Annotated in this window: 27 protein-coding genes and 1 pseudogene; 16 read left to right on the plus strand and 12 right to left on the minus strand. The window is 70.4% G+C overall.

The genetic code is table 11. The features are described from left to right. Positions 1 to 6: 6 nt before the first annotated feature. The gene (locus EV193_RS26005) at positions 7 to 2,109 is read right to left on the minus strand and encodes an ATP-dependent DNA helicase (RefSeq protein WP_242613673.1); all 2,103 of its coding nucleotides are present in this window, start codon (positions 2,107 to 2,109) and stop codon (positions 7 to 9) included. 118 nt (positions 2,110 to 2,227) lie between these two features. On the opposite strand from EV193_RS26005, the gene EV193_RS26010 reads away from it, so the two are divergent. Next, the gene (locus tag EV193_RS26010; RefSeq protein ID WP_130347435.1) at positions 2,228 to 3,094 is read left to right on the plus strand and encodes an immunity 49 family protein; all 867 of its coding nucleotides are present in this window, start codon (positions 2,228 to 2,230) and stop codon (positions 3,092 to 3,094) included. A gap of 221 nt (positions 3,095 to 3,315) precedes the next feature. Here EV193_RS26010 and EV193_RS26015 read toward each other — a convergent pair whose 3' ends face one another. Further along, entirely contained in the window at positions 3,316 to 3,885 is a 570-nt protein-coding gene (locus EV193_RS26015) for a nicotinamidase (RefSeq protein ID WP_130347437.1), read from the minus strand. 23 nt (positions 3,886 to 3,908) lie between these two features. Further along, entirely contained in the window at positions 3,909 to 5,195 is a 1,287-nt protein-coding gene (locus EV193_RS26020) for a nicotinate phosphoribosyltransferase (RefSeq protein WP_130347439.1), read from the minus strand. A gap of 76 nt (positions 5,196 to 5,271) precedes the next feature. On the opposite strand from EV193_RS26020, the gene clpS reads away from it, so the two are divergent. The 6 genes from clpS to EV193_RS26050 all read left to right on the plus strand — a co-directional run bounded on the left by clpS (position 5,272) and on the right by EV193_RS26050 (position 9,259). Continuing rightward, the gene (gene clpS, locus EV193_RS26025; protein ID WP_130347441.1) at positions 5,272 to 5,571 is read left to right on the plus strand and encodes an ATP-dependent Clp protease adapter ClpS; all 300 of its coding nucleotides are present in this window, start codon (positions 5,272 to 5,274) and stop codon (positions 5,569 to 5,571) included. After that, on the plus strand, positions 5,568 to 6,131 hold the full coding sequence (locus EV193_RS26030; protein WP_130347443.1) for a DUF2017 domain-containing protein: 564 nt from the start codon (positions 5,568 to 5,570) through the stop codon (positions 6,129 to 6,131). The genes clpS and EV193_RS26030 overlap by 4 nt, the downstream gene beginning before the upstream one ends. A gap of 91 nt (positions 6,132 to 6,222) precedes the next feature. Next, the gene (locus EV193_RS26035) at positions 6,223 to 7,224 is read left to right on the plus strand and encodes a P1 family peptidase (protein WP_130347445.1); all 1,002 of its coding nucleotides are present in this window, start codon (positions 6,223 to 6,225) and stop codon (positions 7,222 to 7,224) included. Between the two features lie 279 nt (positions 7,225 to 7,503). After that, positions 7,504 to 7,959 (plus strand): M67 family metallopeptidase, encoded by a 456-nt coding sequence (locus EV193_RS26040; protein WP_278044216.1) that lies wholly within the window; start codon positions 7,504 to 7,506, stop codon positions 7,957 to 7,959. Between the two features lie 73 nt (positions 7,960 to 8,032). Further along, positions 8,033 to 8,305 (plus strand): MoaD family protein, encoded by a 273-nt coding sequence (locus EV193_RS26045; RefSeq protein ID WP_130347447.1) that lies wholly within the window; start codon positions 8,033 to 8,035, stop codon positions 8,303 to 8,305. A 3-nt stretch (positions 8,306 to 8,308) separates the two neighbouring features. Then, entirely contained in the window at positions 8,309 to 9,259 is a 951-nt protein-coding gene (locus tag EV193_RS26050) for a PLP-dependent cysteine synthase family protein (protein WP_130347449.1), read from the plus strand. Between the two features lie 150 nt (positions 9,260 to 9,409). Here EV193_RS26050 and EV193_RS26055 read toward each other — a convergent pair whose 3' ends face one another. Beyond that, positions 9,410 to 10,036 carry a class I SAM-dependent methyltransferase gene (locus EV193_RS26055; RefSeq protein WP_130347451.1) on the minus strand — a complete coding sequence of 209 codons (627 nt, stop codon included), beginning with the start codon at positions 10,034 to 10,036 and terminating at the stop codon, positions 9,410 to 9,412. A gap of 89 nt (positions 10,037 to 10,125) precedes the next feature. Between EV193_RS26055 and EV193_RS26060 the strand changes: the two genes are divergently transcribed. After that, positions 10,126 to 10,683 (plus strand): TetR/AcrR family transcriptional regulator, encoded by a 558-nt coding sequence (locus EV193_RS26060; protein WP_130347453.1) that lies wholly within the window; start codon positions 10,126 to 10,128, stop codon positions 10,681 to 10,683. On the opposite strand, the gene EV193_RS26065 is transcribed toward EV193_RS26060, so the two are convergent. Further along, entirely contained in the window at positions 10,680 to 11,516 is an 837-nt protein-coding gene (locus EV193_RS26065) for an SMP-30/gluconolactonase/LRE family protein (protein WP_242613674.1), read from the minus strand. The two genes, EV193_RS26060 and EV193_RS26065, sit on opposite strands and share 4 nt — an antisense overlap. A 110-nt stretch (positions 11,517 to 11,626) precedes the next feature. Here EV193_RS26065 and EV193_RS26070 point away from each other — a divergent pair, with 110 nt between their 5' ends. From EV193_RS26070 to EV193_RS26080, 3 genes are read left to right on the plus strand one after another with little or no spacing between them, the layout of a single operon-like run. Beyond that, on the plus strand, positions 11,627 to 12,283 hold the full coding sequence (locus EV193_RS26070; protein WP_130347457.1) for a rhomboid family intramembrane serine protease: 657 nt from the start codon (positions 11,627 to 11,629) through the stop codon (positions 12,281 to 12,283). Between the two features lie 2 nt (positions 12,284 to 12,285). Then, positions 12,286 to 13,086 (plus strand): glutamate racemase, encoded by an 801-nt coding sequence (gene murI / locus EV193_RS26075; protein ID WP_130347556.1) that lies wholly within the window; start codon positions 12,286 to 12,288, stop codon positions 13,084 to 13,086. Positions 13,087 to 13,120: 34 nt separating this feature from the next. Beyond that, on the plus strand, positions 13,121 to 13,891 hold the full coding sequence (locus EV193_RS26080) for an MBL fold metallo-hydrolase (protein WP_130347459.1): 771 nt from the start codon (positions 13,121 to 13,123) through the stop codon (positions 13,889 to 13,891). A gap of 18 nt (positions 13,892 to 13,909) precedes the next feature. Here the strand turns inward: EV193_RS26080 and EV193_RS34240 are convergent. Next, positions 13,910 to 14,905: pseudogene (locus EV193_RS34240) on the minus strand (lysylphosphatidylglycerol synthase transmembrane domain-containing protein); the annotation flags it as partial. Positions 14,906 to 15,025: 120 nt separating this feature from the next. Between EV193_RS34240 and rph the strand changes: the two are divergent. Beyond that, the gene (gene rph, locus EV193_RS26090) at positions 15,026 to 15,814 is read left to right on the plus strand and encodes a ribonuclease PH (protein ID WP_130347463.1); all 789 of its coding nucleotides are present in this window, start codon (positions 15,026 to 15,028) and stop codon (positions 15,812 to 15,814) included. Then, positions 15,811 to 16,410: an RdgB/HAM1 family non-canonical purine NTP pyrophosphatase gene (gene rdgB / locus EV193_RS26095; RefSeq protein WP_130347465.1), complete on the plus strand. Its 600-nt coding sequence runs from the start codon at positions 15,811 to 15,813 to the stop codon at positions 16,408 to 16,410. Before rph ends, rdgB begins: the two co-directional genes overlap by 4 nt. Positions 16,411 to 16,599: 189 nt before the next feature. Here the strand turns inward: rdgB and EV193_RS26100 are convergent, their stop codons facing one another. The 4 genes from EV193_RS26100 to EV193_RS26115 form a co-directional block, all read right to left on the minus strand. Continuing rightward, entirely contained in the window at positions 16,600 to 17,496 is an 897-nt protein-coding gene (locus EV193_RS26100) for a serine hydrolase (protein WP_130347467.1), read from the minus strand. A gap of 136 nt (positions 17,497 to 17,632) precedes the next feature. Further along, the gene (bcp, locus tag EV193_RS26105; RefSeq protein ID WP_130347469.1) at positions 17,633 to 18,106 is read right to left on the minus strand and encodes a thioredoxin-dependent thiol peroxidase; all 474 of its coding nucleotides are present in this window, start codon (positions 18,104 to 18,106) and stop codon (positions 17,633 to 17,635) included. Between the two features lie 34 nt (positions 18,107 to 18,140). Beyond that, on the minus strand, positions 18,141 to 18,683 hold the full coding sequence (locus tag EV193_RS26110; RefSeq protein ID WP_130347471.1) for a hypothetical protein: 543 nt from the start codon (positions 18,681 to 18,683) through the stop codon (positions 18,141 to 18,143). A gap of 265 nt (positions 18,684 to 18,948) precedes the next feature. Then, on the minus strand, positions 18,949 to 19,131 hold the full coding sequence (locus EV193_RS26115) for a hypothetical protein (protein ID WP_130347473.1): 183 nt from the start codon (positions 19,129 to 19,131) through the stop codon (positions 18,949 to 18,951). 135 nt (positions 19,132 to 19,266) lie between these two features. Here EV193_RS26115 and EV193_RS26120 point away from each other — a divergent pair, with 135 nt between their 5' ends. Then, entirely contained in the window at positions 19,267 to 20,673 is a 1,407-nt protein-coding gene (locus tag EV193_RS26120; RefSeq protein WP_130347475.1) for an amidase, read from the plus strand. Here EV193_RS26120 and EV193_RS26125 read toward each other — a convergent pair. Next, on the minus strand, positions 20,666 to 21,082 hold the full coding sequence (locus tag EV193_RS26125) for an RbsD/FucU family protein (protein ID WP_130347477.1): 417 nt from the start codon (positions 21,080 to 21,082) through the stop codon (positions 20,666 to 20,668). The genes EV193_RS26120 and EV193_RS26125 overlap by 8 nt on opposite strands. A 97-nt stretch (positions 21,083 to 21,179) precedes the next feature. Here EV193_RS26125 and EV193_RS26130 point away from each other — a divergent pair, with 97 nt between their 5' ends. Continuing rightward, complete coding sequence (locus tag EV193_RS26130; protein WP_130347479.1) at positions 21,180 to 21,581, plus strand: YciI family protein; 402 nt, start codon at positions 21,180 to 21,182, stop codon at positions 21,579 to 21,581. Here the strand turns inward: EV193_RS26130 and EV193_RS26135 are convergent, their stop codons facing one another. Beyond that, a complete protein-coding gene (locus tag EV193_RS26135; RefSeq protein WP_130347481.1) occupies positions 21,582 to 22,874 on the minus strand; it encodes a PucR-like N-terminal domain-containing protein in 1,293 nt (430 codons plus the stop codon). 510 nt (positions 22,875 to 23,384) lie between these two features. On the opposite strand from EV193_RS26135, the gene EV193_RS33505 reads away from it, so the two are divergent. Beyond that, on the plus strand, positions 23,385 to 24,374 hold the full coding sequence (locus EV193_RS33505; RefSeq protein WP_165401507.1) for a DUF6801 domain-containing protein: 990 nt from the start codon (positions 23,385 to 23,387) through the stop codon (positions 24,372 to 24,374). The last annotated feature ends 5 nt before the right edge of the window (positions 24,375 to 24,379 follow it).

Genomic DNA, 24,379 nt, shown 5'->3' on the forward strand with positions numbered 1-24,379 from the left:
CCGGTGTCAGTCTTCATCGTCCGGTCCGTCCGTCGCGACGAGCCTGCGCAACGCGGCACGGACCACGTCACGATCGTAGGTCGTCCAAAATGGAGGGAGCGACGCGCGCAGGAACCCGCCGTAGCGCGCGGTCGCCAGCCTCGGGTCCAACACGGCGACCACACCCCGATCGTTCATCGACCGCAGCAGCCGGCCGGCGCCCTGGGCGAGCAGCAGCGCGGCGTGCGTCGCGGCCACGGTGAGGAATCCGTTGCCACCACTGGCTTCCACGGCCCGCTGGCGCGCCGAGCTGAGCGGATCGTCCGGCCGGGGGAACGGGATCCGGTCCACCACGACCAGTTGCAGCGCGCTGCCCGGCACGTCCACGCCCTGCCACAGCGACAGCGTGCCGAACAGGCAGCTCGTCTCGTCCTCGGCGAACTTGCGCACCAGCAGACCGGTGGAATCCTCGCCCTGGCACAGGATCGGGAAGTCCACCCGGTCGCGCATTTCGGCCGCCGCGCTCTTGGCCGCGCGCATCGAGGAGAACAGGCCGAGCGTGCGGCCGCCGGCCGATTCGACCAACTCGGTCAACTCGTCCACATAGGACGGCTGCAGGCCGTCGCGCCCCGGTGGCGGCAGATGTCGCGCCACATAGAGGATCGCGCTGCGGGCGTAGTCGAACGGCGATCCGACGTCCAGGCCAGTCCACTGTGGACCGTTGTCCACATCGGACGGTGGCGCCTTCTCGGTCGCGGTGCCGTCGGCCTTGGTTACCTTGCCCTGTGCCGGTGGCAGGCCCCACTGGCGGGCCAGCGTGTCGAACGTGCCGCCGAGCGCGAGGGTGGCCGAGGTGAGCACGGTGGTGTGCTGGCCGAACAGGCGCTCGCGCAGCAGACCGGACACCGACAGCGGGGCGACACGCAGGGTCGGCGGGCGCGGGTTCTGCGCACCAGCGTGCCTGCCGGCACTGGAGGCCATGACCGCGTCACCGGTGCGCCAGACCACGTCGCGGCGGCCGGCGTCGTCGGTGTCGAACGCGTCCAGCAGGCGCACGGCGGTGTCGTGCACCTCCTCCAGCGCGGTCCTGGCGATCTTGCGCGCGGTGGCGTCCTCGGGCTCGCCGCCGCGCTCGCGCTCCGGTCCGACGGCGGTCAGGCAGGCGTGCGCGGAGTCACGGATCGCTTGCAGCGCACCGGAAAGCGGCACCGGGAGCGCGTCCAGCCGGCCGGCCGGCGCGTCGTCGAGCAGCATGCCCAGCCCGTCGCCCGATTCGTCGAGCCGGTCGGCCACGTCCTGGTCGATCAGACGCCCCGAGCGGCGGGCGGCGATGTGCACCGCGGACGCGGACAGCTCGGCCGTGGCCGCCGAGGTGACCCGGTCGACCAGGTCGTGCGCCTCGTCCACGATCACCATGTCGTGCTCGGGCAGCACCTGGTAGCCCTGCAGCGCGTCGATGGCGAGCAGGGCGTGGTTGGTCACCACGATGTCGGCGCGGCCGGCCTCGGCGCGGGCGTGCTCGGCGTAGCAGTCGGTGCCGACCGGGCAGCGGGTCGCGCCGAGACACTCGCGCGCGGACACCGACACCTGCCGCCACGCCTGCTCGCCGACGCCGGGCACCAGCTCGTCACGGTCGCCGGTCTTGGTGTCCTCGGCCCAGTCGTGCAGGCGCTTGACGTCGCGGCCGAGGCGGGACGCGGCGAACGGGTCGAACAGTGCGCCGTCCTCGGGCTCGTCCTGCGGGCCGGAGTCGAGACGGTGCAGACACAGGTAGTTGCGGCGGCCCTTGAGGATGGCGAACGTCGGTTTGCGGCCGAGCGGCCCGGCGAGCGCGTCGGCGAGCCGGGGGAGGTCACGGTCGACGAGCTGGCGCTGCAGGGCGATCGTCGCGGTCGAGACGACGACGGTGGCCTCGCGGTCGACGGCGTGCCGAATCGCGGGAACCAGGTAGGCCAGCGACTTGCCGGTGCCGGTGCCGGCCTGCACGGCGAGGTGCTCACCGGTGCGGATGGCCTTCGCGACCGCCTCGGCCATCTCCACCTGGCCGGCGCGCTCGGACCCGCCGACCGCCTCGACGGCGGTGGTCAGCAGCGCGCGCAGGGGCGGCAGAGTGGTGGGGCTGTCCGGCACACGCAGACGGTACCCGTGGGAGGCGACGGTGCCCGCGCAACCCGACGAGGGCGCGTCGGGCCGGGCGTGAAACCATCATCTGCCCGGTGGGGACGGGGATGATCATCGGAGGTCGACGATGACCGTGGTGGCTCGCCACCCGATCGATGTCGCGGCGTCGGACGTCGAGGCTGACCGTTTGCTCAACGGGATGCCGCGGATCGTGGACGCGATCGTGCGTGATCCGGCGGCACTGTTCGCCGTGATGACACAGTCGCTGGACGAGGCCGGTCATCGGACGGCGGGGGACAATCGAGCCGCCTGGGCGGACACCTGGCGCGCGGTCGTGCGCGCGATGCAGGCGTCGTCGGCGATCTTCGTCGTGGCGGGTCAGCCGGCCGGCGAGGTCTCGTTCCGCGTCGACTACGACGTGGTGAGCCGCGCGGGTACCGGGCCGCTCCCGTTCGCCGACGCGTTCACCTGGCTGCGGGCGCTGTACCTGGCGATGATCTGCCGGGAGCGGGCGCGGATCGACGCGCTGGCGGCGACGCCGGTCGAGCTGTTGCGCGCGTCCGGGAGCGCGATGGACGAGTACGCGATCTCGTGGGTGCGCACGTGGCAGACCTACTGGCGGGGCGAGGGCGGCCTGGTCGACCTCATCATCGAGACCATGCGCGGGACGAATCCCGAGCAGTTGCGGCACGTCTCGGAGGAGGCGACGCTGCGGATCCACTACCCGCCGATCGAGCTGTTCTACCGGCTGACCCAGCGCGAGGACGACAAGTTCAACGACGCGCTTGCCGACGCTGTCGATCTGCACAGGCTTTTCTGGACCAAGGACAGCCCGGAGTTCGTGCGCAGCCGGCACCCCGGCGGCTACATCGCACTGGCGCCGCTGGCGATCGCGTGTCTGGCGCGCGACGCCGGGATCGCGATCACGGTGGAGTCGGACTACCTGCCGGTGCACCTGCTCGAGGCGACACGCGTCGGCGAGATCACCACCTGACGGTCAGCCGGCGCTCGTGACGGCGTCGACCCGTTGCCCCGCAACGCTTCTCGCCGCATTTGATCTTGCACTACGTACTGGACGCAGCCCCCACCCGCACCGGGGCACCCCACCAGACCATGGTACCGGCGGGGATGGCCGGGCGGGGGTGCGGTGATCAACTTGTGGATAACACGGGGCCTGTGGATGGATGGGTTTGGCTGGTCTGCGGCTGATGGGTGCTAGCCGACGCGCGGGGAGCCGGTGAGGGTGACGCCGGCGTCGGCGAAGTCGGCCAGCGCTTTGTCCACTGTGGACTGTGCGACGCCCGCGGTGAGATCGAGCAGCACGGTGGTGGCGAAGCCCTCGCGGGCGGCGTCCAGCGCGGTCGCCCGCACGCAGTGGTCGGTCGCGATCCCCACCACGTCGACGGTGTCGATCCCGTTGTCCCGCAACCAGTCCGCGAGCGGCGCGCCGTCGGCCGACGCACCCTCGAAGCCCGAGTACGCCGCCTCGTGCCGGCCCTTGGAGAACACCGCCGCCAGGTTCGCCACGTCCAGCTCCGGGTGGAACGACGCGCCCGGCGTTCCGACCACACAGTGCACCGGCCAGGAATCCACGAAGTTGGGAGTCTCCGAGAAGTGCGCACCCGGATCGATGTGATAGTCCCGCGTGGCCACCACGGCGTCGTACCCGCCCGACTCCTTGTGCCGGCTGATCGCCGCGGCCACCTCGGCCCCGCCTGTCACCGGCAGCGAGCCACCCTCACAGAAGTCGTTCTGCACATCGACGACGATCAGCGCCCGTCCCACGACGGCTCCTCTCGATCAGGCGATCAGGCGAACACAGTCGGGATCGCCGGTTCGCCGTGCGACAGCTTCAAGCCCTCCCACGGCAGGCTCACCAAACCCTGGCGCACCCGCGCGCGATACTCCTCCAGCGTGGGTGCCGCACCCACCGGTTGTCCACCACGCAGCAGCGGCACCGGCAGCACCCGGTCGTGCTCGCCGCGCTCCGGCGCCGCGGAAGCCAGGTGCACGACCTCCTCCAACGCCGTCCCGGTCGGCTTGTGCCGTCGCAGCGCGGACTTCGCCCCGCCCCGCGACTCCTTGTGCGAGCTGCGCTTGGCCACCGGGCGCCCGTCCACCGCGACCAGCTTGTAGACCATTCCGGCGGTCGGCGCACCCGATCCGGTGACCAGCGACGTGCCCACGCCGTAGGCGTCCACCGGCTCCGCGCGCAGCGACGCGATCGCGTACTCGTCCAGGTCGCCGGACACCACGATCTTCGTGTTCTTCGCGCCGAGCGTGTCGAGCTGCTCGCGCGCCTGCCTGGCCAGCACGCCCACATCGCCGGAGTCGATCCGGATCGCGCCGAGCGACGTGCCGGCCACCTCGATCGCGGTGCTGATGCCCTGCGTGATGTCGTAGGTGTCCACCAGCAGTGTGGTGCTCACGCCCAGCGCCTTCACCTGCGCTTCGAACGCGGCCGCCTCACTGTCGTGCAGCAGCGTGAACGCGTGCGCGCAGGTGCCCGTGGTCGGGATGGCGTGCTGGCGGGCCGCCTCCAGGTTCGACGTCGCGGTGAACCCGGCGAGGTAGGCCGCGCGCGCCGAGGACACCGCCGCGTTCTCGTGCGTGCGCCGCGAGCCCATCTCGATGATCGGCCGTCCGTTGGCCGCGCTGACCATGCGGGCCGCCGCGGACAGGATCGCGCTGTCATGGTTGACAATCGACAGCACCAGCGTCTCCAGCACCACCGCGTCGGCGAACGTGCCACGCACCGTGAGAATTGGCGAGCCGGGGAAATACAGCTCACCCTCGGGGTAGCCGTCCACGTCGCCGGAGAAGGAATACCCGGCCAGCCAGTCCAGCGTGCGCGGGTCGACCACCTCGCGATCGGCCAGCAGGCGCAGTTCCTCCTCGCCGAAGGTGAACCGGGTGATCGCCTCGAGCACCCGCGCGGTGCCGCCCACCACGCCATACCGTCGCCCGTCCGGCAGCCGGCGGGCGAAGGTCTCGAACACGCACGGCCGGTCGGCGGTCCCGTCGGACAGCGCCGAGGCCAGCATGGTCAGCTCGTAGTGGTCGGTCAGCAGGGCCGTACTGGAGCCGGTGCGCATATCAGGGAAGCGTAGATCAGATACGAGTGGGCCAACTGGGTGACGTCGCTTCCGGTGGCCATGCCACCATGGACACATGACCACGCCTGCTCACGCGGAACAGACGCAGGTCGACCCCAGCTCCGCGGAGGTCACAGAGGAGGACAAGCCGTGGCAGACGATCGTGTGGAACGACCCGGTCAACCTGATGTCGTACGTGACCTACGTGTTCCAGAAGCTGTTCGGCTACTCCAGGGACCAGGCGACGAAGTTGATGCTCGACGTACACCACAAGGGTAAGGCGATCGTGTCCTCCGGTTCCAAGGAGAAGATGGAGGGCGACGTCGCGCGGCTGCACGCGGCGGGCCTGTGGGCGACGATGCAGCACGAGTCGTGAAACCCTGGCGCCGCAAGGGAAGCAGAGTCGTCGCGGTCATCGAGCAGCAGGAGGCCGCGGTGCTGCGCGGGCTGGTCTCGCAGACCGGCGACATCCTCCGCGCGCGGGCCGAGGAGGCGCCGCAGGACGAGCTGGCCGAGCTGACCGGCATCCGCACCGGGTCGTCCACCTCGCCGGACGACCCGATCCTGTCCCGCCTGCTCCCGGACTTCCACCGGCTCGACGACGACGCGCCCGAGCAGTCCGACATGGACTCCGCGGCGGCGCTGCGCTCGCTGCACGAGCCGGAGCTGCTGGACCGCAAGATCAGCGTGTCCGACGTGGTGCTGGAGACCTGCCCGCCCGAGGGTGGCGAGATCCGGCTCAGCCTGGAGCAGGCCGAGGCGTGGCTGTCCGCGCTGAACGACGTGCGGCTGGCGCTGGGCACCGCGTTGGACGTCACCGAGGACATGCCGGACGAGCTGCCGTCGGAGGACCCGCGATCCGCGCACCTCGGCGTCTACCACTGGTTGACCTGGGTGCAGGACACCATGGTGGGGGCGCTGGCCGGTGAGGAGTGAATGCGCGAGTCCCGCGCCCCGCACCGGTGAGTCCCGCGCCCCGCACCGGTGCACAGCGCGGGACTCGCGAAAACCACGACGGCGGGTGACTGTGGCTAGCAGGTACAACGCGATCACCGACGTGGACGGGATCCTCGTCGGTCACCACTCGCGGCTGGGCGACGGCTGGGCCACCGGCACCACCGTCGTGCTCTGTCCACAGGGGACGGTCGGCGCGGTGGACGGGCGCGGCGGCGCGCCGGGCACCCGGGAGACCGACCTGCTGGAGCCGGAGAACCTGGTGTCCCGAGTGGACGCGATCTGCCTGTCCGGCGGGAGCGCGTTCGGGCTGGCCGCCGCGGACGGCGTGATGCGCTGGCTCGGCGAGCACTCGCGGGGTTTCCCGGTCGGCGCGCAGCCGCACGAGGTGGTGCCGATCGTGCCGGCCGCGGTGGTGTTCGACCTGCCGCGCAGTGACTGGGGCAACCGTCCGGACGCCGAATTCGGTTACGCCGCAACGGAAGCGGCCACCAACGGTCCGGTCGCGCAGGGCACCGTCGGCGCGGGCGCGGGTACCCGCGTCGGGTCGCTCAAGGGCGGTGTGGGCACCGCGTCGGTCACGGTGGACGGCTTCACGGTCGGCTCGCTCGCGGTGGTGAACGCCAAGGGTGAGGCGGTCGACTTCGGCACCGGCCGGGCGTTCGCCGCGGATTTCGAGGTCGCGAGCGAGTTCGGCGCGTGGCCGCAGCGCGCGGGCGAGTTGCCGCTGCACACCGGGCTGGACGATCTGAACACCACGATCGGTGTTGTCGCGGTGGACGCCGCGCTGTCCAAGGCGGAGTGCCGGCGGCTGGCCGTGTCCGCGCAGGACGGGCTGGCCCGCTCGGTGCGGCCGGCGCACTCGATGTTCGACGGCGACACGATCTTCGCGCTGGCTACCGGCGACCGGGAGTTGTCCGAGGTGGAGGGCCCGTTCGCCGCGCAGGCGCGGGCCGCCGCGTTGGACCGGCTGTGCGAGGCCGCGGCCGACACGTTCGCCCGCGCGATGGTGCACGGCGTGCTCACCGCGACCGGGTTGCCCGGTCTGCCCGCCTACCGCGACGTCTGGCACTAGAAACCCCGCCGACCAACGCCACATCGCCCCAGACTTGACAACTTCCGCAACGCCTCTTCGCGTACTTTAGCCCGCTAAAGTACGTCGGCCACGGAGAAAGTGCAGGTCAGGCGAGGTCAGCGAGGGGCGGAGAACGTGAGGGTGATTCCGTGGGCGGCGGGGAGCGGTAGCGGGTCACACTCACGGATCGCGGCGCACGGCCAACCAGCGGATCGCCTACTTGCCGTGGTGTCCGTCTCACGAACTGGGACGAGTACATCCACGTCCTAAGATAGAGCCGTGTTGCAGATCCGCCGTGACCTCGTGGACGCGATGGTGGCGCACGCGCGCCGCGACCACCCGGACGAGGCGTGCGGCGTGATCGCCGGCCCCGACGAGTCGGACCGCCCGGAGCGGTTCATCCCGATGCTGAACGCCGCGCGCTCGCCGACGTTCTACGAGTTCGACTCGGCCGACCTGCTGAAGTTGTACCGCGAACTGGACGCCAACGACGAGGTGCCGGTGGTCATCTACCACTCGCACACCGCCACCGAGGCCTACCCGTCGCGCACCGACGTCGCCTACGCCTCCGAGCCGTTCGCGCACTACGTGCTGATCTCCACCCGCGATCCCGAGACGCACGAGCTGCGGTCGTTCCGGATCGTCGACGGCGAGGTCACCGAGGAGCCGGTCGAGGTCGTCGAGACCTACCTGTTCGCGCACACCGGCGCGGACGACGTTCCAGACCAGGATTGACGGGTCCGGCGGGAATACCACCCGCCGTGCCACGCGTCGTTCATCACGAGAAGGCCGAATCCGGAGGTTGCACATGGCCGTCACCGTTTCCATCCCGACCATTCTGCGCACGCACACCGGCGGGGAGAAGTCCGTCGAGGCGAGCGGGAGCACGCTGGCCGAGGTGATCGAAAGCCTCGAGAACGACCACGGCGGGCTCAAGTCGCGCCTGGTCAAGGAGGGCACGCTGCACCGCTTCGTCAACGTGTACGTCAACGACGAGGACGTGCGCTTCGCCGGCGGGCTGGAGGCCAAGGTGACCGACGGCGACACCGTCACGATCCTGCCCGCAGTCGCCGGCGGCTGACCCATGGCGCGCTACGCCTCGCTGCTCGACGCGCTGGGGGACACCCCGCTCGTCGGGCTGCCCCGGCTCTCCCCGGCCGAGAACGTGCGGCTGTGGGCGAAGCTGGAGGACCGCAACCCGACCGGGTCGATCAAGGACCGCCCCGCGCAGAAGATGATCGAGGCGGCGGAGCAAGACGGTCGGCTGCGGCCGGGCTGCACGATCCTGGAGCCGACGTCCGGCAACACCGGCATCTCGCTGGCCATGGCGGCCAAGCTCAAGGGGTACGGCCTGGTGTGCGTGATGCCGGAGAACACCTCCGAGGAGCGCAAGCAGCTACTGCAGGCCTACGGCGCGCGGATCGTGTACTCGCCGGCGGAGGGCGGTTCCAACGAGGCGGTGCGCCGCGCGAAGGAGCTGGCCAAGCAGAACGCCGACTGGGTGATGCTGTACCAGTACGGCAACCCGGACAACGCGCGCGCGCATTACGAGGGCACCGGCCCGGAGATCCTGCGCGACCTGCCGACCGTGACGCACTTCGTCGCCGGGCTCGGCACCACCGGCACGCTGGTCGGCGTCGGGCGGTACCTGCGCGAGCAGAAGCCGGAGGTGCAGATCGTCGCGGCCGAGCCGCGCTACGGCGAGCTGGTCTACGGGCTGCGCAACCTGGAGGAGGGGTTCGTCCCCGAGCTGTACGACCCGGACGTGCTGACCGGCCGCTACTCGGTCGGCTCGTACGACGCGCTGCGCCGCACCCGGCAGCTGCTGGAGTCCGAGGGCATCTTCGCCGGCATCTCGACCGGCGCGATCCTGCACGCGGCGCTGGCCGTCGCGGACAAGGCGGCGGCCGCCGGCAAGACAGCCGACGTGGTGTTCGTGGTGGCCGACGCGGGCTGGAAGTACCTGTCCACCGGCGCCTACAGCGGCACGATCGACGAGGCCGCCGCCCGCCTCGACGGCCACCTCTGGGCCTGACTCCGTGAAGGTGACCGCATCGCCGCCGACAGCCTGATGCGGACCACCTTCACGTCTCCCGCTCCCTGTTGATCATGTTTGGCCTGGACTTTCTCTGCGGGCGGCGTACTTTAGCGGGCTAAAGTACGCATGGGGTAGCGGGAGCATTTGTCAAGCTTTCTTGTGTGCCAGGAGGATCGTCAGCCTTGGGGTGACGCCGATCCGGTCGACGGTGCCGAACACGCGCTCGACCTCGTCCACGATGTCGGCTCCGGTGAACGCGGTCAGCTTGCGGTAGCCGAACCGCAGCAGCCTGGTGATCGTGCCCTCGACGAACCCGCTTGAGGGCACCAGCCGGACGTCGAACACGAACAGCCGTCCGCCGGGGCGCAGGGCGTCGTGCGCGAGCCGGAGCGCGGCCGGTACGTCCGGCATGGCGTTGAACGCGGTGATCGCGATCATCGCGTCGAACTCCTCGTAGCCGTGTGGTTCCCTGGTCGCGTCGGCCTCGCGCACTTCGGCGTCGATTCCCTTGCGCCGCAAGAACTTCCGCGTGCGATCGACCATGCCGGCGTTGTAGTCGACGCCGACAACCCGACCGGACGGGCCGACGGCGTCACGGAGCGCGGCCAGTGTCGCGCCGGTGCCGCAGCCGATGTCGAGCACCGAGTCACCCGCCTCGAGGCCGAGGTGGTGCAGGGCGAGGTCGTGCATCGGTCCGTTGAACCGGGACAGTGCGCCGTAGTACGTGCGGCTGGCGAACGTCCAGGTTCGGTCGCCGCGTTGGGTCGTCGTCATGAGTCCTCCTCGTTTTACAATGCAGTCGCATCGTAAACGCGAAGGCGGCTCCAGTGCAATACGATTGCATTGGATCGAAGGGAGGCGTGATGCCGAAGCAGGTCGACCACGAGGCGCGCAAGCGCCGGATCGCGGACGCGGTGTGCCGGCTCGCCGGCACGCGGGGCCTTGAGGCGGTCAGCCTGCGGCACGTCGCCACCGAGGCCGGTGTGTCGATGGGCCAGGTGCAGCACTACTTCGCGACCAAGGACGAGATGCTGCTGTTCGCGTTCGCCGTGATCAGCGAGCGCTACGAGCAGCGGATCGCGGCGGCGGTCACCAGCAAGCGCACGCCGCGCACCCGGCTGCGCGCGCTGCTGCTGGCGATGCTGCCGCTGGACGACGCCGGGCTGGCCGAGGGGCCGGTGCTGCTCGCGTTCCTGGCCAGGGCGGCCGTCGCGGCGGAGATCGCCGCGCCGCTGCGCGAGAGCGGAGCCGGCATGCGGGCGTTCCTCGCCGAGATGGTCGGGTCCACCCCGGACGCCGAACGCGAGGCGGTGATCCTGCAGGCACTGGTCGACGGGCTGCTGTCACAGTTGCTGGTCGGCCACATCGACGCGCGCACCGCCATCGCCGCCGTCGACCACCAGCTCGACCGGGTCTGCTAGCCGGCGAACACGGTCGGCGGCAGGCCCTCGCCGGCGTCCGGGAGCACCAGGACCGAGCCGGCCAGTTCGTCGTCGTCGGAATCCCGGGCGGCCGTGGTGACGTACAGGTCGGCCAGCGCGGAACCGCCGAAGCAGCACGACGTCGGCCTGGACACCGGCAGCTCGAACTCGGCGGACAGCGTGCCGTCCGCGGCGTACCGGCGCACCGCGCCCGCGACGGTCAGCCACAACCCGCCCTCGGCATCCGCGCACAGTCCACTCGGGACAGATCCGTCCACAGTGCACAGATCACGTGGATCCGTTGCCGCGCCGGAGGAATCGTCGTAGTCGAACACCTCGATCATGCGACGCGCCGAGTCGAGGTGGTACAGCAGCGCGCCGTCCGGGCTCCAGGTCACCCCGCCGCCGGTGCCCACGTCGGCCTTGACCACGGTGGCGGCGCCGTCCGGGTTGACCCGCGCCAACCACGCGCCGCCCGGCTCGCCGTTCGCCGGCAGCGTGCACACCCACAGCCGGCCGCGCGGATCGACGCCGATCTCGCCGGCCCGGTAACCGTCACGCCCCCAGTACGCCAGCCAGCGCCGCGACACGGTCGCCTCGATCAACGCGACACCGTCACGCAGGTGCGCCACGAAACCGCCGCGCATTCTCGGCCGCACCCCGCCGACCGGCTGCGGCAGCTCGAAGACCTCCCCGGTGCCCGCCGCGGGATTGGATCTGTGCACCACCGAGCCGCGCACGTCGGACCACAACAAGGTGGAACTCGCCAACTCCCACGTCGGCGAGACGCCCCACGCCGCATCGGCGCGCACGGCGACCTCGATGTCGCTCACGTTCTGCACCCTCTTCCCCGAACCAGCCCTCGCAGAAGGTAACCGATGGCAGGGACAGTTCAGGGTTCTTCCGGATACCGGACCGGCTACGAACACGTACCGTGGAACACGTGACCACATTGCCCGCCAAGCCGGCCGGCTCCGATCCGGTCAACCGCGTACTGCCGCCGAACCCGAAGGCAGCCGCCATCGTGGTGCTGGGCTTCACCGCGCTGCTGTACCTGATCGAGTTCCTGGACTCGGTGATTCCCGCGGACCTGGACAAGTTCGGCGTCGAGCCGCGCGAACTGTCCGGTCTGGACGGTGTGCTGTTCGCGCCGCTGCTGCACGCGGGCTGGGATCACCTGTTCAGCAACACGATTCCGGTGCTGGTGTTCGGTTTCCTCGCGATGTCCGCCGGCATCGGCCAGTGGATCGCGGTGACCGGGACGATCTGGATCCTGTCCGGCCTCGGTGTCTGGCTGACCGGCGCGTGGGGCACGGTGACGGTCGGCGCCTCCGGTGTCGCGTTCGGCTGGCTGGCCTTCCTGCTCGTGCGCGGGATGTTCAACCGCAGCTTCAAGCAGTTGCTCGTGGCGGCCGCGCTGTTCCTGTACTGGGGGAGCACCCTGCTCGGCGTGCTGCCCGGCGACCCGGGCATCTCCTGGGAGGGCCACCTGTTCGGCGCCGTGGCCGGCATCCTGGCCGCGTGGCTGGTGTCGGTTGCCAACAAGGCGTCGGCGACCAAGGCGCGCAAGCGAGCCGACACCGGTGGAGTCGTCACGTGACAGTGTTCCCCGACGCGCCGATCGGGGTCTTCGACTCGGGCGTCGGCGGGCTGACCGTGGCCCGCGCGATCATGGACCAGTTGCCCGGCGAGCGGATCCGCTACGTCGGCGACACCGCGCACGGACCGTACGGCCCGCTGCCGATCGCCGAGGTTCGCGCGCACTCGCTCGCGGTGGCCGACGAGCTGGTGGCCGGCGGGGTGAAACTCCTGGTCATGGCGTGCAACACGGCGTCGTCCGCGTGTCTGCGGGACGCCCGCGAGCGCTACGACATCCCGGTCGTGGAGGTGATCGTGCCGGCCGTGCGGCGGGCGATCGCGACCACCCGCACCGGCCGCATCGGCGTGATCGGCACGGTGGGCACGATCCGCTCGCGCGCCTACGAGGACGCGTTCGCCGCCGCGCCGGACATCGAGGTGACCAGCGCGGCGTGCCCGAGGTTCGTGGACTTCGTGGAGCGCGGCACCACGTCCGGCCGGCAGGTGCTCGGGCTCGCGCAGGGCTATCTCGCGCCGCTGCAGCAGGTCGATGTGGACACCGTCGTGCTCGGCTGCACGCACTATCCGCTGCTCACCGGCGTGCTGCAGATCGTCATGGGCGAGAAGGTGACGCTGGTGTCCAGTGCGGAGGAGACCGCGAAGGACGTCGTGCGGGTGCTCACCGAGGGCGATCTCTTCCGCCCCGACGGCGAGGTCGCCGAGCACGAATTCCTGGCCACCGGGTCGACCGAGAAGCTGCTGCGGCTGGCCCGCCGGTTCCTCGGCCCCGATCTTGGTCGAGTGGCGCCGTTCACCAGAACGTAGCTGGCCGTACCACCGATGTGACAGGCTGTCCGGCATGCTGTTGACCGTCCTCGGCTGCTCGGGCAGCGCGCCTGGTCCGAACGCACCCGCGTCGGGCTACCTGCTCGAAGCCGAGGGTTTCACGCTCGCGCTGGAGTTGGGCAACGGCACGCTGGCCGAGCTGATGGCCCTGCGCGACCCGCTCACGGTCGACGCGATGCTGTTCTCGCACCTGCACCCTGATCACTGCGCGGACTTCTCCGCGCTGACCGTGCTGCGCCGCTACCACCCGGAGCCGTCGCGCGACCCCCGGGCGAACCGGCTGCCGGTGTTCGCGCCGAAGGAGGCGCCGAACCGGTTGGTGGCCGCGTACTCACCGGACGAGGCGGACCGGCTCGTCACCGATCTGTCCGATGTGTACTCGTTCACCCCGCTCGACCACGGAACCGTCCACATCGGACCGTTCGAGGTGACCGCGGTGAGCGCGCCACATCCCTGTGAGGCGTTCAGTTTCCGGATCGTCCACAATGGACGATCGCTGGTCTACACCGGTGACACCGGGTGGAACGACCCGCTCGTCGATCTCTCGTCCACGGTGGACGTTCTGCTGTCCGAGGCGTCCTGGACGCACGCCGAGGGCCGGCCGCCGGACCTGCACCTGTCAGGGCGGGAGGCCGGCGAACTGGCGAGCCGTGCCGGCGTCGGGCGGCTGCTCGTCACGCACGTCCCGCCGTGGACCGACGCCGACGCCGTCCTCGCCGAGGCTCGCGGGGCCTTCGACGACGGTGTCGAGCTGGTCCGGCGTGGCGCCAGCTACACGATCTGACCGCCGCGTCTTAAGCACCAGCCAGCCGACGAATCCGAGCGGGATGATCAGCCAGCAGGACAGCAGCCGGTAGACGAGCACGGTCGCGGCCGCCGGCGCCTCCTCGGCACCGGCCGCCAGCAGCCCGGTGAGCAGGCTCAGCTCGATCACGCCGACACCGCCGGGGGTGAGCGGGATCTGGCGCACGACCTGCACGGTCAGGTAGATCGCGGCCAGTTCGACCACCCCGATGTCCAGGTGGAACGCGGTGGCCGCGGCGGCGAGGCAGGCGAGATCGGTGAGCCAGTTGGCCAGCGCCGCGCCGAGTGCGAGCGCCCAGTGCCTCGGTGCGACGTCGCGGGAGCTGCGCACCGCCTCGGCCACCGGGCGCAGCAGCTTCGCCAGACGCGGCCAGCGGGTCGGGTGCGGGCGGCGCGGACCGCGGCGGGGGAGCTGGCGGGTGGCGAGCCAGCCGATGCCGACGGCGACGATCACCGCGTGCGCGGCGAGCATCGGCAGGATCGGCTGCTCGCTCAGCGCCGCGGAGACGTGCACGGTCGCGGTGGCGAGGAAACCCATGGCGTACAACAGAACCAGCGCGCCCATGGACAGCAGTCCGGACAGGATCATCACGGTCGCGGCGATCGTCCGGCTGGCGCCGTCCGTGCGGAACTGGCGGAACGCGAACGCGGCGGACAGCGCGGACCCGGCCGGCAGGCTGATCGCGATCGCCGAGCGGCTGTAGGCCAGCGCGACCGCGCGGTGCCTCGGCATGGTCACGCCGAACGCGGTGAGCAGCCGCCGTTGCTGGCGGGCGAACAGGCCCATCGAGGCCATTTCCGCGAGCACCGCGACGAGCAGCCACTCGGCCTCGGCGGCGCGCAGCGACCGCATCACATCGGCTGGTTCGGGGAGCTGTCCGTGGAGCATGATCGCCACGACGGCCAGGACCGCGAGCACGCCGGCTATCCGAGCCCCAACGAGTAGCCGTGGACGCCACCGCGTGCGGTGCTTCGCTCGATCGTCGTCGACCATGGCGGCTCCATTTCAACCTGTGATGAATTGTGCGCCCGCGTGTGGCCGCCCGTCAATCAGGTATCGCGTGACGCGCGTCCCACCCGCAGCCATGCTCGATGCGCGTCGTAGGGTGACGCCGTGGCTAGGAGCGATGGCAGGAACGACGACCAGCTCCGCGAGGTGCGGATCACCCGGGGCTTTCAGAAGTGGCCGGCGGGATCGGTACTCGTGGAGTTCGGCAACACCCGGGTGCTGTGCGCGGCGAGCGTGTCCGACGGCGTGCCGCGATGGCGCACCGGCTCCGGCCTCGGCTGGGTGACCGCCGAGTACGCGATGCTGCCGTCGGCCACCAACACGCGCGGCGACCGCGAATCCGTGAAGGGCAAGATCGGCGGACGCACGCACGAGATCTCCCGGCTGATCGGGCGCTCGCTGCGCTCGTGCATCGACCTGGCCGCGCTCGGCGAGAACACCATCGTGATCGACTGCGACGTGATCCAGGCCGACGGCGGCACCAGGACCGCGGCGATCACCGGCGGCTACGTCGCCCTCGCGGACGCGATCACCTGGCTCGGCGCCGCCGGCAAGCTGGCCGACCCGCAGCCGCTGTCCTGCCAGATCGCCGGGATCAGCGTCGGCGTGGTGAACGGGCGGGTGCGGCTGGACCTGCCCTACGAGGAGGACTCGATCGCCGAGGTGGACATGAACGTCGTGGCCACCGACACCGGCACGCTGGTCGAGGTGCAGGGCACCGGCGAGGGCGCGACATTCGCACGGTCCACTTTGGACAAGATGCTGGACATGGCGCTGGCCGGATGCGACGAGCTGTGCCGGAAGCAGGCCGCCGCGCTGGCCGAGCCGTACCCCGGCGAGCTGCCGGGGCAGTCGGACGGCGCGAAGGCGACGAAGGTGACCAAGGCCAAGTGACCCGGCTGCTGCTGGCCACCCGCAACGCGAAGAAGCTCGTCGAGCTGCGGCGGATTCTCGACGGCGCCGGCATCGAGGTGATCGGGCTGGACGACGTGCCGGCGTTTCCCGAGGCGCCGGAGACCGGTGCCACGTTCGCGGACAACGCGCTGGCCAAGGCGCGCGACGCCGCGTCGGCCACCGGGCTCGCGTCGGTGGCCGACGACTCCGGGCTGGCCGTGGACGCGCTGAACGGCATGCCGGGCGTGCTGTCCGCGCGCTGGTCCGGCCGGCACGGCGACGACCTGGCGAACCTGGAGCTGCTGCTCGGTCAGCTCGCCGACGTGCCGGACGAGCGGCGGGGCGCGGCGTTCGTGTGCGCCGCCGCGCTGGTGGTGCCCGGCGGCGCGGAGACCGTCGTGCACGGCGAATGGCGTGGCACGATCGCCCGGAAACCTCGTGGTGCCAACGGTTTCGGCTACGACCCGATCTTCGTACCGTACGGCGGGACCCGGACCTCCGCCGAGCTTCCCGCCGAGGTGAAGGACGCGGCGTCACACCGCGGGATCGCGATGCGCGCGCTGCTGCCCCTGCTGCGGGCGCTCACTGTCCACTGAGGACGGTCGGTTCACCGGTGTGCCAGACGTTCTCGGAACTGGTGGAGTTGGAGCGGGTGGGGGCGTCGTGGTTCGGGTTTCGGTGTGACGGTTCGGTATCCGTTCGCTGGCAACGCTCACAGGAAAGCTTTCACCAAAGCTGTCGCGATAGCTTTCGGGATAGCTTTTGCGAAAGCTATCGGCAAAGCTTTACAAGAAGGAAGCCAGTGCCTGGGCGGCGGTGGTCACCGACCGACCGGCCGTGCTCCACGAGCTGAGACCTCGGTGGCCGGTCAGCAGCACCACGACGTACCGGTTGTCGGTGCCGACCAGCCCGGTCGAGTGCAGCACGTGATCAGCCCCGCTGTTGCCCCAGCCCTGCTTCACCGCGAACGGCTTGCCCAGCCCGTCCGGAATCCCGAAGTACTGGTCGAACCCGTCGGCCGCGTGCCGGGGAGCGGACGCCAGCGCGTTGACGATCACGCTTCGGTGCCGCTCCGGCAGCGCCAGCACGTGTTGGTACACCTTCACCACGTCCCGCGCGCTGACCAGCGTGTTGCCCCACCGGCCGGCGATGTCCGGCGGCCGGGTCGCGGTGAGCCCGATCGTGCGCGCCGCGTCGGTGACGATCGACGCCCCGCCGAGCCGCACCCACAGCGCGCTCGCGATCTCGTCGTCGCTGACCGACAGCATCCTGGTGACCTGTGCGGTCGACACGTCGTCGTCCAGCGCTTCCATCGCGATCAGCAGCTTGACCAACGACGCGGAGTAGAACTGCTGATCCGGGTTGACCGACAGCCGGGTGGCGCCGGTCGTCCGGTCCAGCACGATCGCGCCGACCGTCGCCCTCGGCGCCACCGAGCGCACCGCCGAGGTGACCTTCGCCGCGTCGATCGCCGGATCGCCGGGCCGGTCGCCCGGCCGCTTGCGCGGTGACGGCGTGGCCTGCCCCTGTGGCGTCGACTCCGACGGCGGTATCGGCACCGGGACCGGTGCCAGGTTCGGGTCCCACGACGTGCTCGTGGTCAACGGCGGCACCATCATCCCGCCCTGTGAGGAGTCCAGCCCGCAGCCGGCCATGGCGAACGCCAGACCACTGATCAGCACGGCGACGCGACGTGAACCGCATTCCCTCATGTCCAGGCAAACGGGGCCTGAACTGCGGAAAGTTGACCCGAACCGGGGGCAACTATTCGGGGTGCGGCGGCATTACGCGCACCCGGGGAACAACGTTGCCCAGTGCCTAGACCTTCAAATCCTTGCGGAGCTTCGCCACGTGCCCGGTCGCGCGCACGTTGTAGCGGGCCAGCTCGATCGCGCCCGACTCGTCAACGATGAACGTCGACCGGATCACGCCCATGACCGTGCGGCCGTAGTTCTGCTTCTCGCCGAACGCGCCCCACTTCGTCATCACCGTGCGGTCGGCGTCGGACAGCAGCGGGAACGTGAGGCCCTCGTCGGCGGCGAACTTCGCCAGCTTGTCCTGCTTGTCCGGGGAGATGCCGAGCACGTCGTACCCGGCGTCGTTGAGCGCGGCGAGGTTCTCGGTGAAGTCGCACGCCTGCTTGGTGCACCCGGGCGTGGCCGCGGCCGGGTAGAAGTACACGATCACCTTGCGGCCGCGGTAGTCGGACAGCGACACCGGCTTCCCGGTGCTGTCCGGCAGGGTGAAGTCGGGGGCCGCGTCGCCCTCGGCGAGACGGGTCTGCTCGGTCATGGCCCGGACGTTACTGGAGACCTTGCCGGAGGCGTCAGACGATGTCGGCGAACACCGCGGGAACACCGCCGGCCGGCACGTCCGGCTGCACCGAGATCCGCACCGTGACCTTGCCTTCCGGCACCGCGAACGCCAGCGTCACCCGCACGCTCTGACCTGGCGGGATCGCCTCTCCGGCGCTCACGACCCCGGTGTAGCCCTGTGCGGTGTCGATCACCTGCTCCAGCGGTCGCGCGTCGCCGGTGGCGGACACCAGCAGCTGCGACGGGCGGTACGGCGTGTTGCGGTGGTTCTCGATCGTCATCTCGAACGCCAGCGCGCGCGGCTTGCGCGGGTAGGCGGTTTCGCTCGGCACGAACGAGCGCGGCGTGGACATCGAGATGATCAGCCTGTCGAGCTCTCGACGGTCGCCGAACCTCGCCGGCGCCGACGCCGCCGTGACCGTCGGCTGAGGTTGCGCGGCCGCCTGCGGAGATCCGCTGTCGCACGATGCCAGCACGGGCAGCAGCGCGCACGCGACGATCGCCAGTCCGAGCGGGGCTCGGGTGCGACGCCAGTGGGCGCGGCGGATCGTCACAGGGTTCCTCTCTCGATGGTGTGGCGGCTGGCTACCCGGGCAGGGTGGGGCCGGGCAGCGATTCCCACGACTCACCTTGGCCGCCCGGGGTCTCGGAAACGAAACGGAAGGCGTGGTCGATTCAGAGCTGGTGTCGTGCTGTGGCCATCCTGTGATCGAAGGGGTACCACCGGTGACCCTGGACATCTTTCCTTGACCCATTTGTCAAGACTTGTGACAGGTGACCGCCGATACCGCTATCCCTTGACACACAAGGGGAATCGGCTCAACTCGCCATCGCGAAGAACACCAGCAGCATGCCAACCGCGACAAGCCACGCGGCGATCGTCCAGCCGTAGTCGCGCCACGGCGATATCGCCCGATTGTCCTCGCCGGGCACGTACACGCCGCGTTCCTCGAACCGGTCCACCCAGCGCACGATGGCGCTGATCGCTCCCGGCGTCTGCACGGCGTCCTCCTCCCGCGAAAACCTCTCCTGCCCATCCCACCGTGTGACGTGCGCGACCACAACCCTCGGTAGAGGGACACGCCGGGGACATATGCTGGCTTGACCCGGGCGGTGGGGCGAACGGAGGCGCTGCGAATGACCGACACCAGAGTGCACGCGTTCAGCGACGACGTGCTGGCCGACCACGACGCCGTTGCCGTCGCGGACCTGATCCGCCGAGGCGAGATCAGCGCGCGCGAAGCGGCCGACGCCGCGATCAGGCGCGCGGAGAAGGTCGATCCGGTGCTCAACGCCGTGGTGTACGCCGACTACGACCGGGCCCGACCGTCCACTGTGGACGGATTGCTGGCCGGCGTGCCGACCTACGTCAAGGACAACACCGACGTGCACGGGATGCCGACCAACCATGGCACCGCCGCTTATGTCGGTAAGCCCGCCGCCAAGGACGGCCCGTACGCCGCCCAGTACATCAGCTCCGGCATGACCGTCCTCGGCAAGAGCCGGCTGCCCGAGTTCGGGTTCAACGCGAGCACCGAGTTCGCCGACGCGGAGCCGACGCACAACCCGTGGCACACCGAGCACTCGCCGGGCGCGTCCTCCGGCGGCGCGGCTGCGCTGGTGGCCGCCGGGGTGGTCCCGATCGCGCACGCCAACGACGGCGGCGGCTCGATCCGCATCCCGGCCGCGTGCTGCGGCCTGATCGGACTGAAACCCTCGCGCGGCCGGCACGTCGACGGTGACCAGGCCCGCAGCATGCCGATCAACATCGTCTCCGAGGGCGTGGTCAGCCGGTCGGTGCGCGACTCGGCGACGTTCATCGCGGCCATGGAGCGCACCTGGCGCAACCCGTCGCTGCCGCCGGTCGGGCTGGTCGAGGGACCGGCCAACCGGCGCCTGCGGATCGGCGTGCTGACCGACTCGCTCGGCGGCGTGGTGGCCGACGAGGCGACCGCGGCGACCGTCGCGGAGACCGTGGCGCGACTGGAGAAGATGGGCCACGAGGTCAGCCCGGCCGCGCTGCCGGTGGGCGACGAGTTCATCGAGGACTTCATCAACTACTGGGGCTTCCTGGCGTTCTTCATCAGCGCGCTGGGTAAGCGCACGATCGACAAGGAGTTCGACTCCGACAAGCTCGACGGGTTCAGCAAGGGCATTCGCGATGTCTACCGGCGGCAGTTCACCCGGACGCCGCGGACCCTGTGGCGGCTGTCGCGGGTGAAGAACGCGTACGCGGACATGCTGCGCCAGCACGACGTGGTGGTCTCCCCGGTGCTGGCGCACTCGCCGCCGAAGCTCGGCTACCTCAGCCCGAACGTCCCGTTCGACGAGCTGCTCCACCGGCTGCGCAACTACGTCGCGTACACGCCGCTGAACAACGTCGCCGGGACGCCGGCGATCTCGCTGCCGGCCGGCGCGGCGGCCGACGGTCTGCCGGTCGGTGTGCAGATCTCCGCGGCGCACGGTGACGAGCGCACCCTGCTGGAGTTGGCGTTCGCCCTGGAGCAAGACCGTCCCTGGCGGCGGATCCAGGACCTCAGCTGACGACGCCCACGGTCAGCAGCAGGTTCGCGTACAGCCGCTGATCGCCGGAGGCGACGCACACGGCCAGCTCGTCGCCGAGGCAGGTGGCGTAGAAGTCGTGGCGCGCCAACGGTTTCAGCGGCATCTCGGTGCCGAGGTGCTCGGTGTAGGCGGTCCAGACCGGCGGCGTGGAGCTGTCGTCGGTGCGCATCACCTCGGCCGCCTCCACCGGCACCGCGGTCAGCAGCGTCTCCAGGATCACGTCGCTGTTCACCACGCCGGGGCGCAGGTTCAGGTGGATCAGCGCCGCGCGCGGGTTGACGTTGGTGGCGTGCGCGTAGTTGGCGTCCGCGATGAGGATCTTGGACCCGTGGCCGGCCGCGGCGAGCGCGCCGAGCAGCGGCGGGTGGATCAGCGGGTACCGGAGCACGGTGGCGAACTTTACGGCACGATGTCGAGCGCGCGCGGCGTGTTCCGACGTATCCGAGACATGCCAGTGATCGCGCCGTCGAACGAGGAGTGCCGACATGACCAAGTTCATGCTGCTGCTGAACTACGAGCAGATCGAGGGCGTGCCGCCGATGACGAGCTGGGCGCCCGAGGACATCAAGCGGCACATCGATTTCCAGCACCGGCTCAGCGACGAGCTACTGGCCTCCGGCGAGCTGGTCGAGGCGCGCGGACTGGCCGCGCCGGAGCTGGCCAAGTTCGTGGTCTCCGACGGCGTCGGCGCGCCGGTGGTGACCGACGGCCCGTTCCCCGAGACCAAGGAGCTGCTGGCCGGCTACCGGCTGGTGGACGTGGAGTCCGAGCAGCGCGCGGTGGAGATCGCCGCGACGATGTCCGCCTCGCCCGGTCCGGCCGGTGCGCCGATCAAGCAGGCGATCGAGGTGCGCCAGGTGATGAGCGCGCCGAGTACCGACTTCTGATCAGGGAGCGGGCTCCAACAGCCGGCGGGCGCGCAGCGCGATCTCGATGCTGAGGCGCTCGTCGGGGTCGGCGAGCCGCTCGCCGAGGATCTTCTCGATCTGGTGCATCCGGTAGCGCACCGTCTGCGGGTGGATGGCCAGGCGTTCGGCGACCTCGTTGACCCCGCCGCGCGTCTCCAGCCAGGCCAGCAGCGTCGCGGCGAGCCGGTCGCGCTGCTTCACGGTGAGCCCGATGAACGGCTCCATCGCGCGCTCGGTCAGCCGGGACACCAGGAACTCGTCGGACATCAGCGCGAGCGTGGACAGGTGGTCGGCGCACCAGGTCACCGGTTCGGACGGCAGCACGCCGCGCTGCACGAGGGTGAGCGCGCGCCGGGCGCAGTCCAGCGACCTGCGCGCCTCGGACGCCGGGACGGTCGGGCCGACCACGGCGTGGCGCCCGGACAGTCCGGCGGCGATCTCGTCGAGCGCCTCGGCCGGGTTGGCGATCAGCAGGCACGGCTCGGCGCTCTCCAGGTCGACCAGCACGTTCGGCCCGAACACCGTCTGCGGCAGGTCGTGCGGGTCCTCGCCGCACTCCAGGGCGATCGCCGCGACGTGCTCGGGCAGCGGCCAGTCGGTCGCCCCGGCCAGGTCGGCGATCGCCTGCTTGGCTCCGGGTGTCTCGGCGAGCAGCAGTTTGAGCAGCTGGCGGCGGCGACGCTCCCGTGCGCCGCTGGCCTTGGCCTGCGCCTCGGTGTACCCGGTGATCGCCTCGGTGCTGATCTCGTCCACCCAGGCGAAGATCGCGTCGGCGATGACGAACAGCGCGTCGTTCGGGATGCCGAGCTGCTTGCCGGTCGCGGCGACCCGCCGCCACACCGCCCGCGCGCCGACCCGCACGGCGGTCTGCAGCGAGTCCATCGTGCGGCCCTCGAGGAACTCGACCCGCCCGGAGTAGCGGAACACCGCCTTCCAGTCGGTGTCCTGCGCGTTCGGGTTGGACATGTTGTCGAAGCACTTGACGATGGCCATCTCGACGGCGCCGACCAGCACCTCGCGGAACTTGCCCTCCAGCGGCTTGGCGTACACCGGGACGGCCTTCTGGATCTCGTTGACCGCGTCGGTCACGAGCTGCTTGGTGAGCGGGCGCAGCCGGTCGGCGAGGTTGTTCGGGATCGACGACCAGACCTGGCGCGCCGCGCTCATCTGGGCGGCCTTCGGCGGCCGCGCCGAGGTGGGGCGGCTCGGCGCCCGCGCGGGCCGCTGGCGCGGCTCCGGAAGCTGGGTGACGCCAGGCCTCCTGGTTGTCATGCTCGTCCACCTCGCTGTGACAAAAATAGCCGTCTTGCAAACCCGTCGACGGCAGGGACTTTGCTCCGGAGACGATAAATTCGGGACAAGCGGGCGTCAATCCGCTTCACTCGGTCGGTACGGTTCACGGCGTATTCCGCCACTATGGCCGCGACGCCTTCATCCGAAGTGCACAACTTCGGTCGCGGCGACTGTACGTCCGTGACAAAGCGGCCGGTGCGCCGTCTCTCGCCTGGTGGAAGCCGTTGTGGGTCGCCGGAAACCGCTTCGACACCCGCTTGTCACGGTGGCACAGCTACCGGGCGGCCGGACTGTCGGCCGGTGTCAATTTACGTCCCTACGAGGAACTGGTGAAATTCGGATCTTGCCGGGTGGTTCTGGTGGTCGATAATTACACGACCGCCATGCGGCCAGATTCGGGGGAGACACCGTCAGTAGTCGTTTTCGCCAGTGGGGACGCATTCGTGGTTGCCCGTTCCGCTGGCGGACACAAGCAGTGGAAGAGGACACATGAAGGTTCGACCCTCCAGGAGACACCTCGCCGCCGGATTAGCCGGACTGGCCGTCGCCGCTCTCACTACAACCGGCCTCGTGCTCACGGCGGGCACCAGTGCGGCCGACCCGCGCGAGCTGACGCAGACCTATGACTGCCCCTACCCGCTGATCAACATTCAGCCGACCAAGACGATGATCAAGGCTGACATCCCGGCGACCCTGCCGGTCAACCAGCCGAGCCCCGAGTTCGTGATCAATGTCGAGGCGGATGCCGGCCTGAAGGCGACCGAGGGCCTGAACATCGTCGGCGGCAAGACCATCGAGGGCGAGGGAATCTCCAAGGTCAAGCTCACCGGTCCGGGTCTCGACCTGCCGCTGGACGTGCCGGTGGTCATCCCCTCGAACCCGATCCCCGCCGTCGGGAGCCCGCTGATTCTGAAGGGCATCACGGCCAAGGCGCCGTCGATCACGGTGTCCCAGCCGGGCGCCTACAAGATCGACGTCGTTGGCTTGTGGCTCAAGATGACGCCGAAGACGGCCAACGGCAGCCCCACCGGTCTCGGCACCTTCGAGTCGGCCTGCACGCTGCAGGGCGGCATGCCGACCGAGCTGGCCACGATCGAGGGCACGGGTGGTCCTGGCCCCACGGGCACGACGTCGTCCAGCTCGACCTCGAGCTCGTCGTCCACGAAGCCGACGTCATCCACGTCGTCCTCGTCCTCTTCGTCGTCGTCCAGCTCTTCGACGTCGTCGTCGGTGTCGTCCACGTCGTCGGTGCCGTCCACGTCGGGTTCCGTGCCGGTGGTCGACCCGCCGACGGTGACCGGGCCGGGTGGCGCTGGCGTGGTGCCGGTGGCGAACACGAACACGGGAACCGATTCGTCCAGCGGTGACGGGCTGGCCTACACCGGTGCGTCGGTGCTGCTGCCGGCAGCACTCGGTGCGCTGTTGCTCGGCGCCGGCGTGTTCCTGCTGGTCCGGTCGAGGCGCCGCCAGGAGCAGTGACGACG

The sequence above is a fragment of the Herbihabitans rhizosphaerae genome, assembly GCF_004216555.1.
Lineage (GTDB): Bacteria > Actinomycetota > Actinomycetes > Mycobacteriales > Pseudonocardiaceae > Herbihabitans > Herbihabitans rhizosphaerae.

Coding starts and splice junctions, on each gene's coding strand:
- EV193_RS26010 (WP_130347435.1), top strand. CDS start 2,228: ATGACCGTGGTGGCTCGCCACCCGATCGATGTCGCGGCGTCGGACGTC.
- EV193_RS26020 (WP_130347439.1), bottom strand. CDS start 5,195: ATGCGCACCGGCTCCAGTACGGCCCTGCTGACCGACCACTACGAGCTG.
- clpS (WP_130347441.1), top strand. CDS start 5,272: ATGACCACGCCTGCTCACGCGGAACAGACGCAGGTCGACCCCAGCTCC.
- EV193_RS26045 (WP_130347447.1), top strand. CDS start 8,033: ATGGCCGTCACCGTTTCCATCCCGACCATTCTGCGCACGCACACCGGC.
- EV193_RS26050 (WP_130347449.1), top strand. CDS start 8,309: ATGGCGCGCTACGCCTCGCTGCTCGACGCGCTGGGGGACACCCCGCTC.
- EV193_RS26055 (WP_130347451.1), bottom strand. CDS start 10,036: ATGACGACGACCCAACGCGGCGACCGAACCTGGACGTTCGCCAGCCGC.
- EV193_RS26060 (WP_130347453.1), top strand. CDS start 10,126: ATGCCGAAGCAGGTCGACCACGAGGCGCGCAAGCGCCGGATCGCGGAC.
- EV193_RS26080 (WP_130347459.1), top strand. CDS start 13,121: ATGCTGTTGACCGTCCTCGGCTGCTCGGGCAGCGCGCCTGGTCCGAAC.
- bcp (WP_130347469.1), bottom strand. CDS start 18,106: ATGACCGAGCAGACCCGTCTCGCCGAGGGCGACGCGGCCCCCGACTTC.
- EV193_RS26120 (WP_130347475.1), top strand. CDS start 19,267: ATGACCGACACCAGAGTGCACGCGTTCAGCGACGACGTGCTGGCCGAC.
- EV193_RS26130 (WP_130347479.1), top strand. CDS start 21,180: ATGACCAAGTTCATGCTGCTGCTGAACTACGAGCAGATCGAGGGCGTG.
- EV193_RS26135 (WP_130347481.1), bottom strand. CDS start 22,874: ATGACAACCAGGAGGCCTGGCGTCACCCAGCTTCCGGAGCCGCGCCAG.
- EV193_RS33505 (WP_165401507.1), top strand. CDS start 23,385: ATGAAGGTTCGACCCTCCAGGAGACACCTCGCCGCCGGATTAGCCGGA.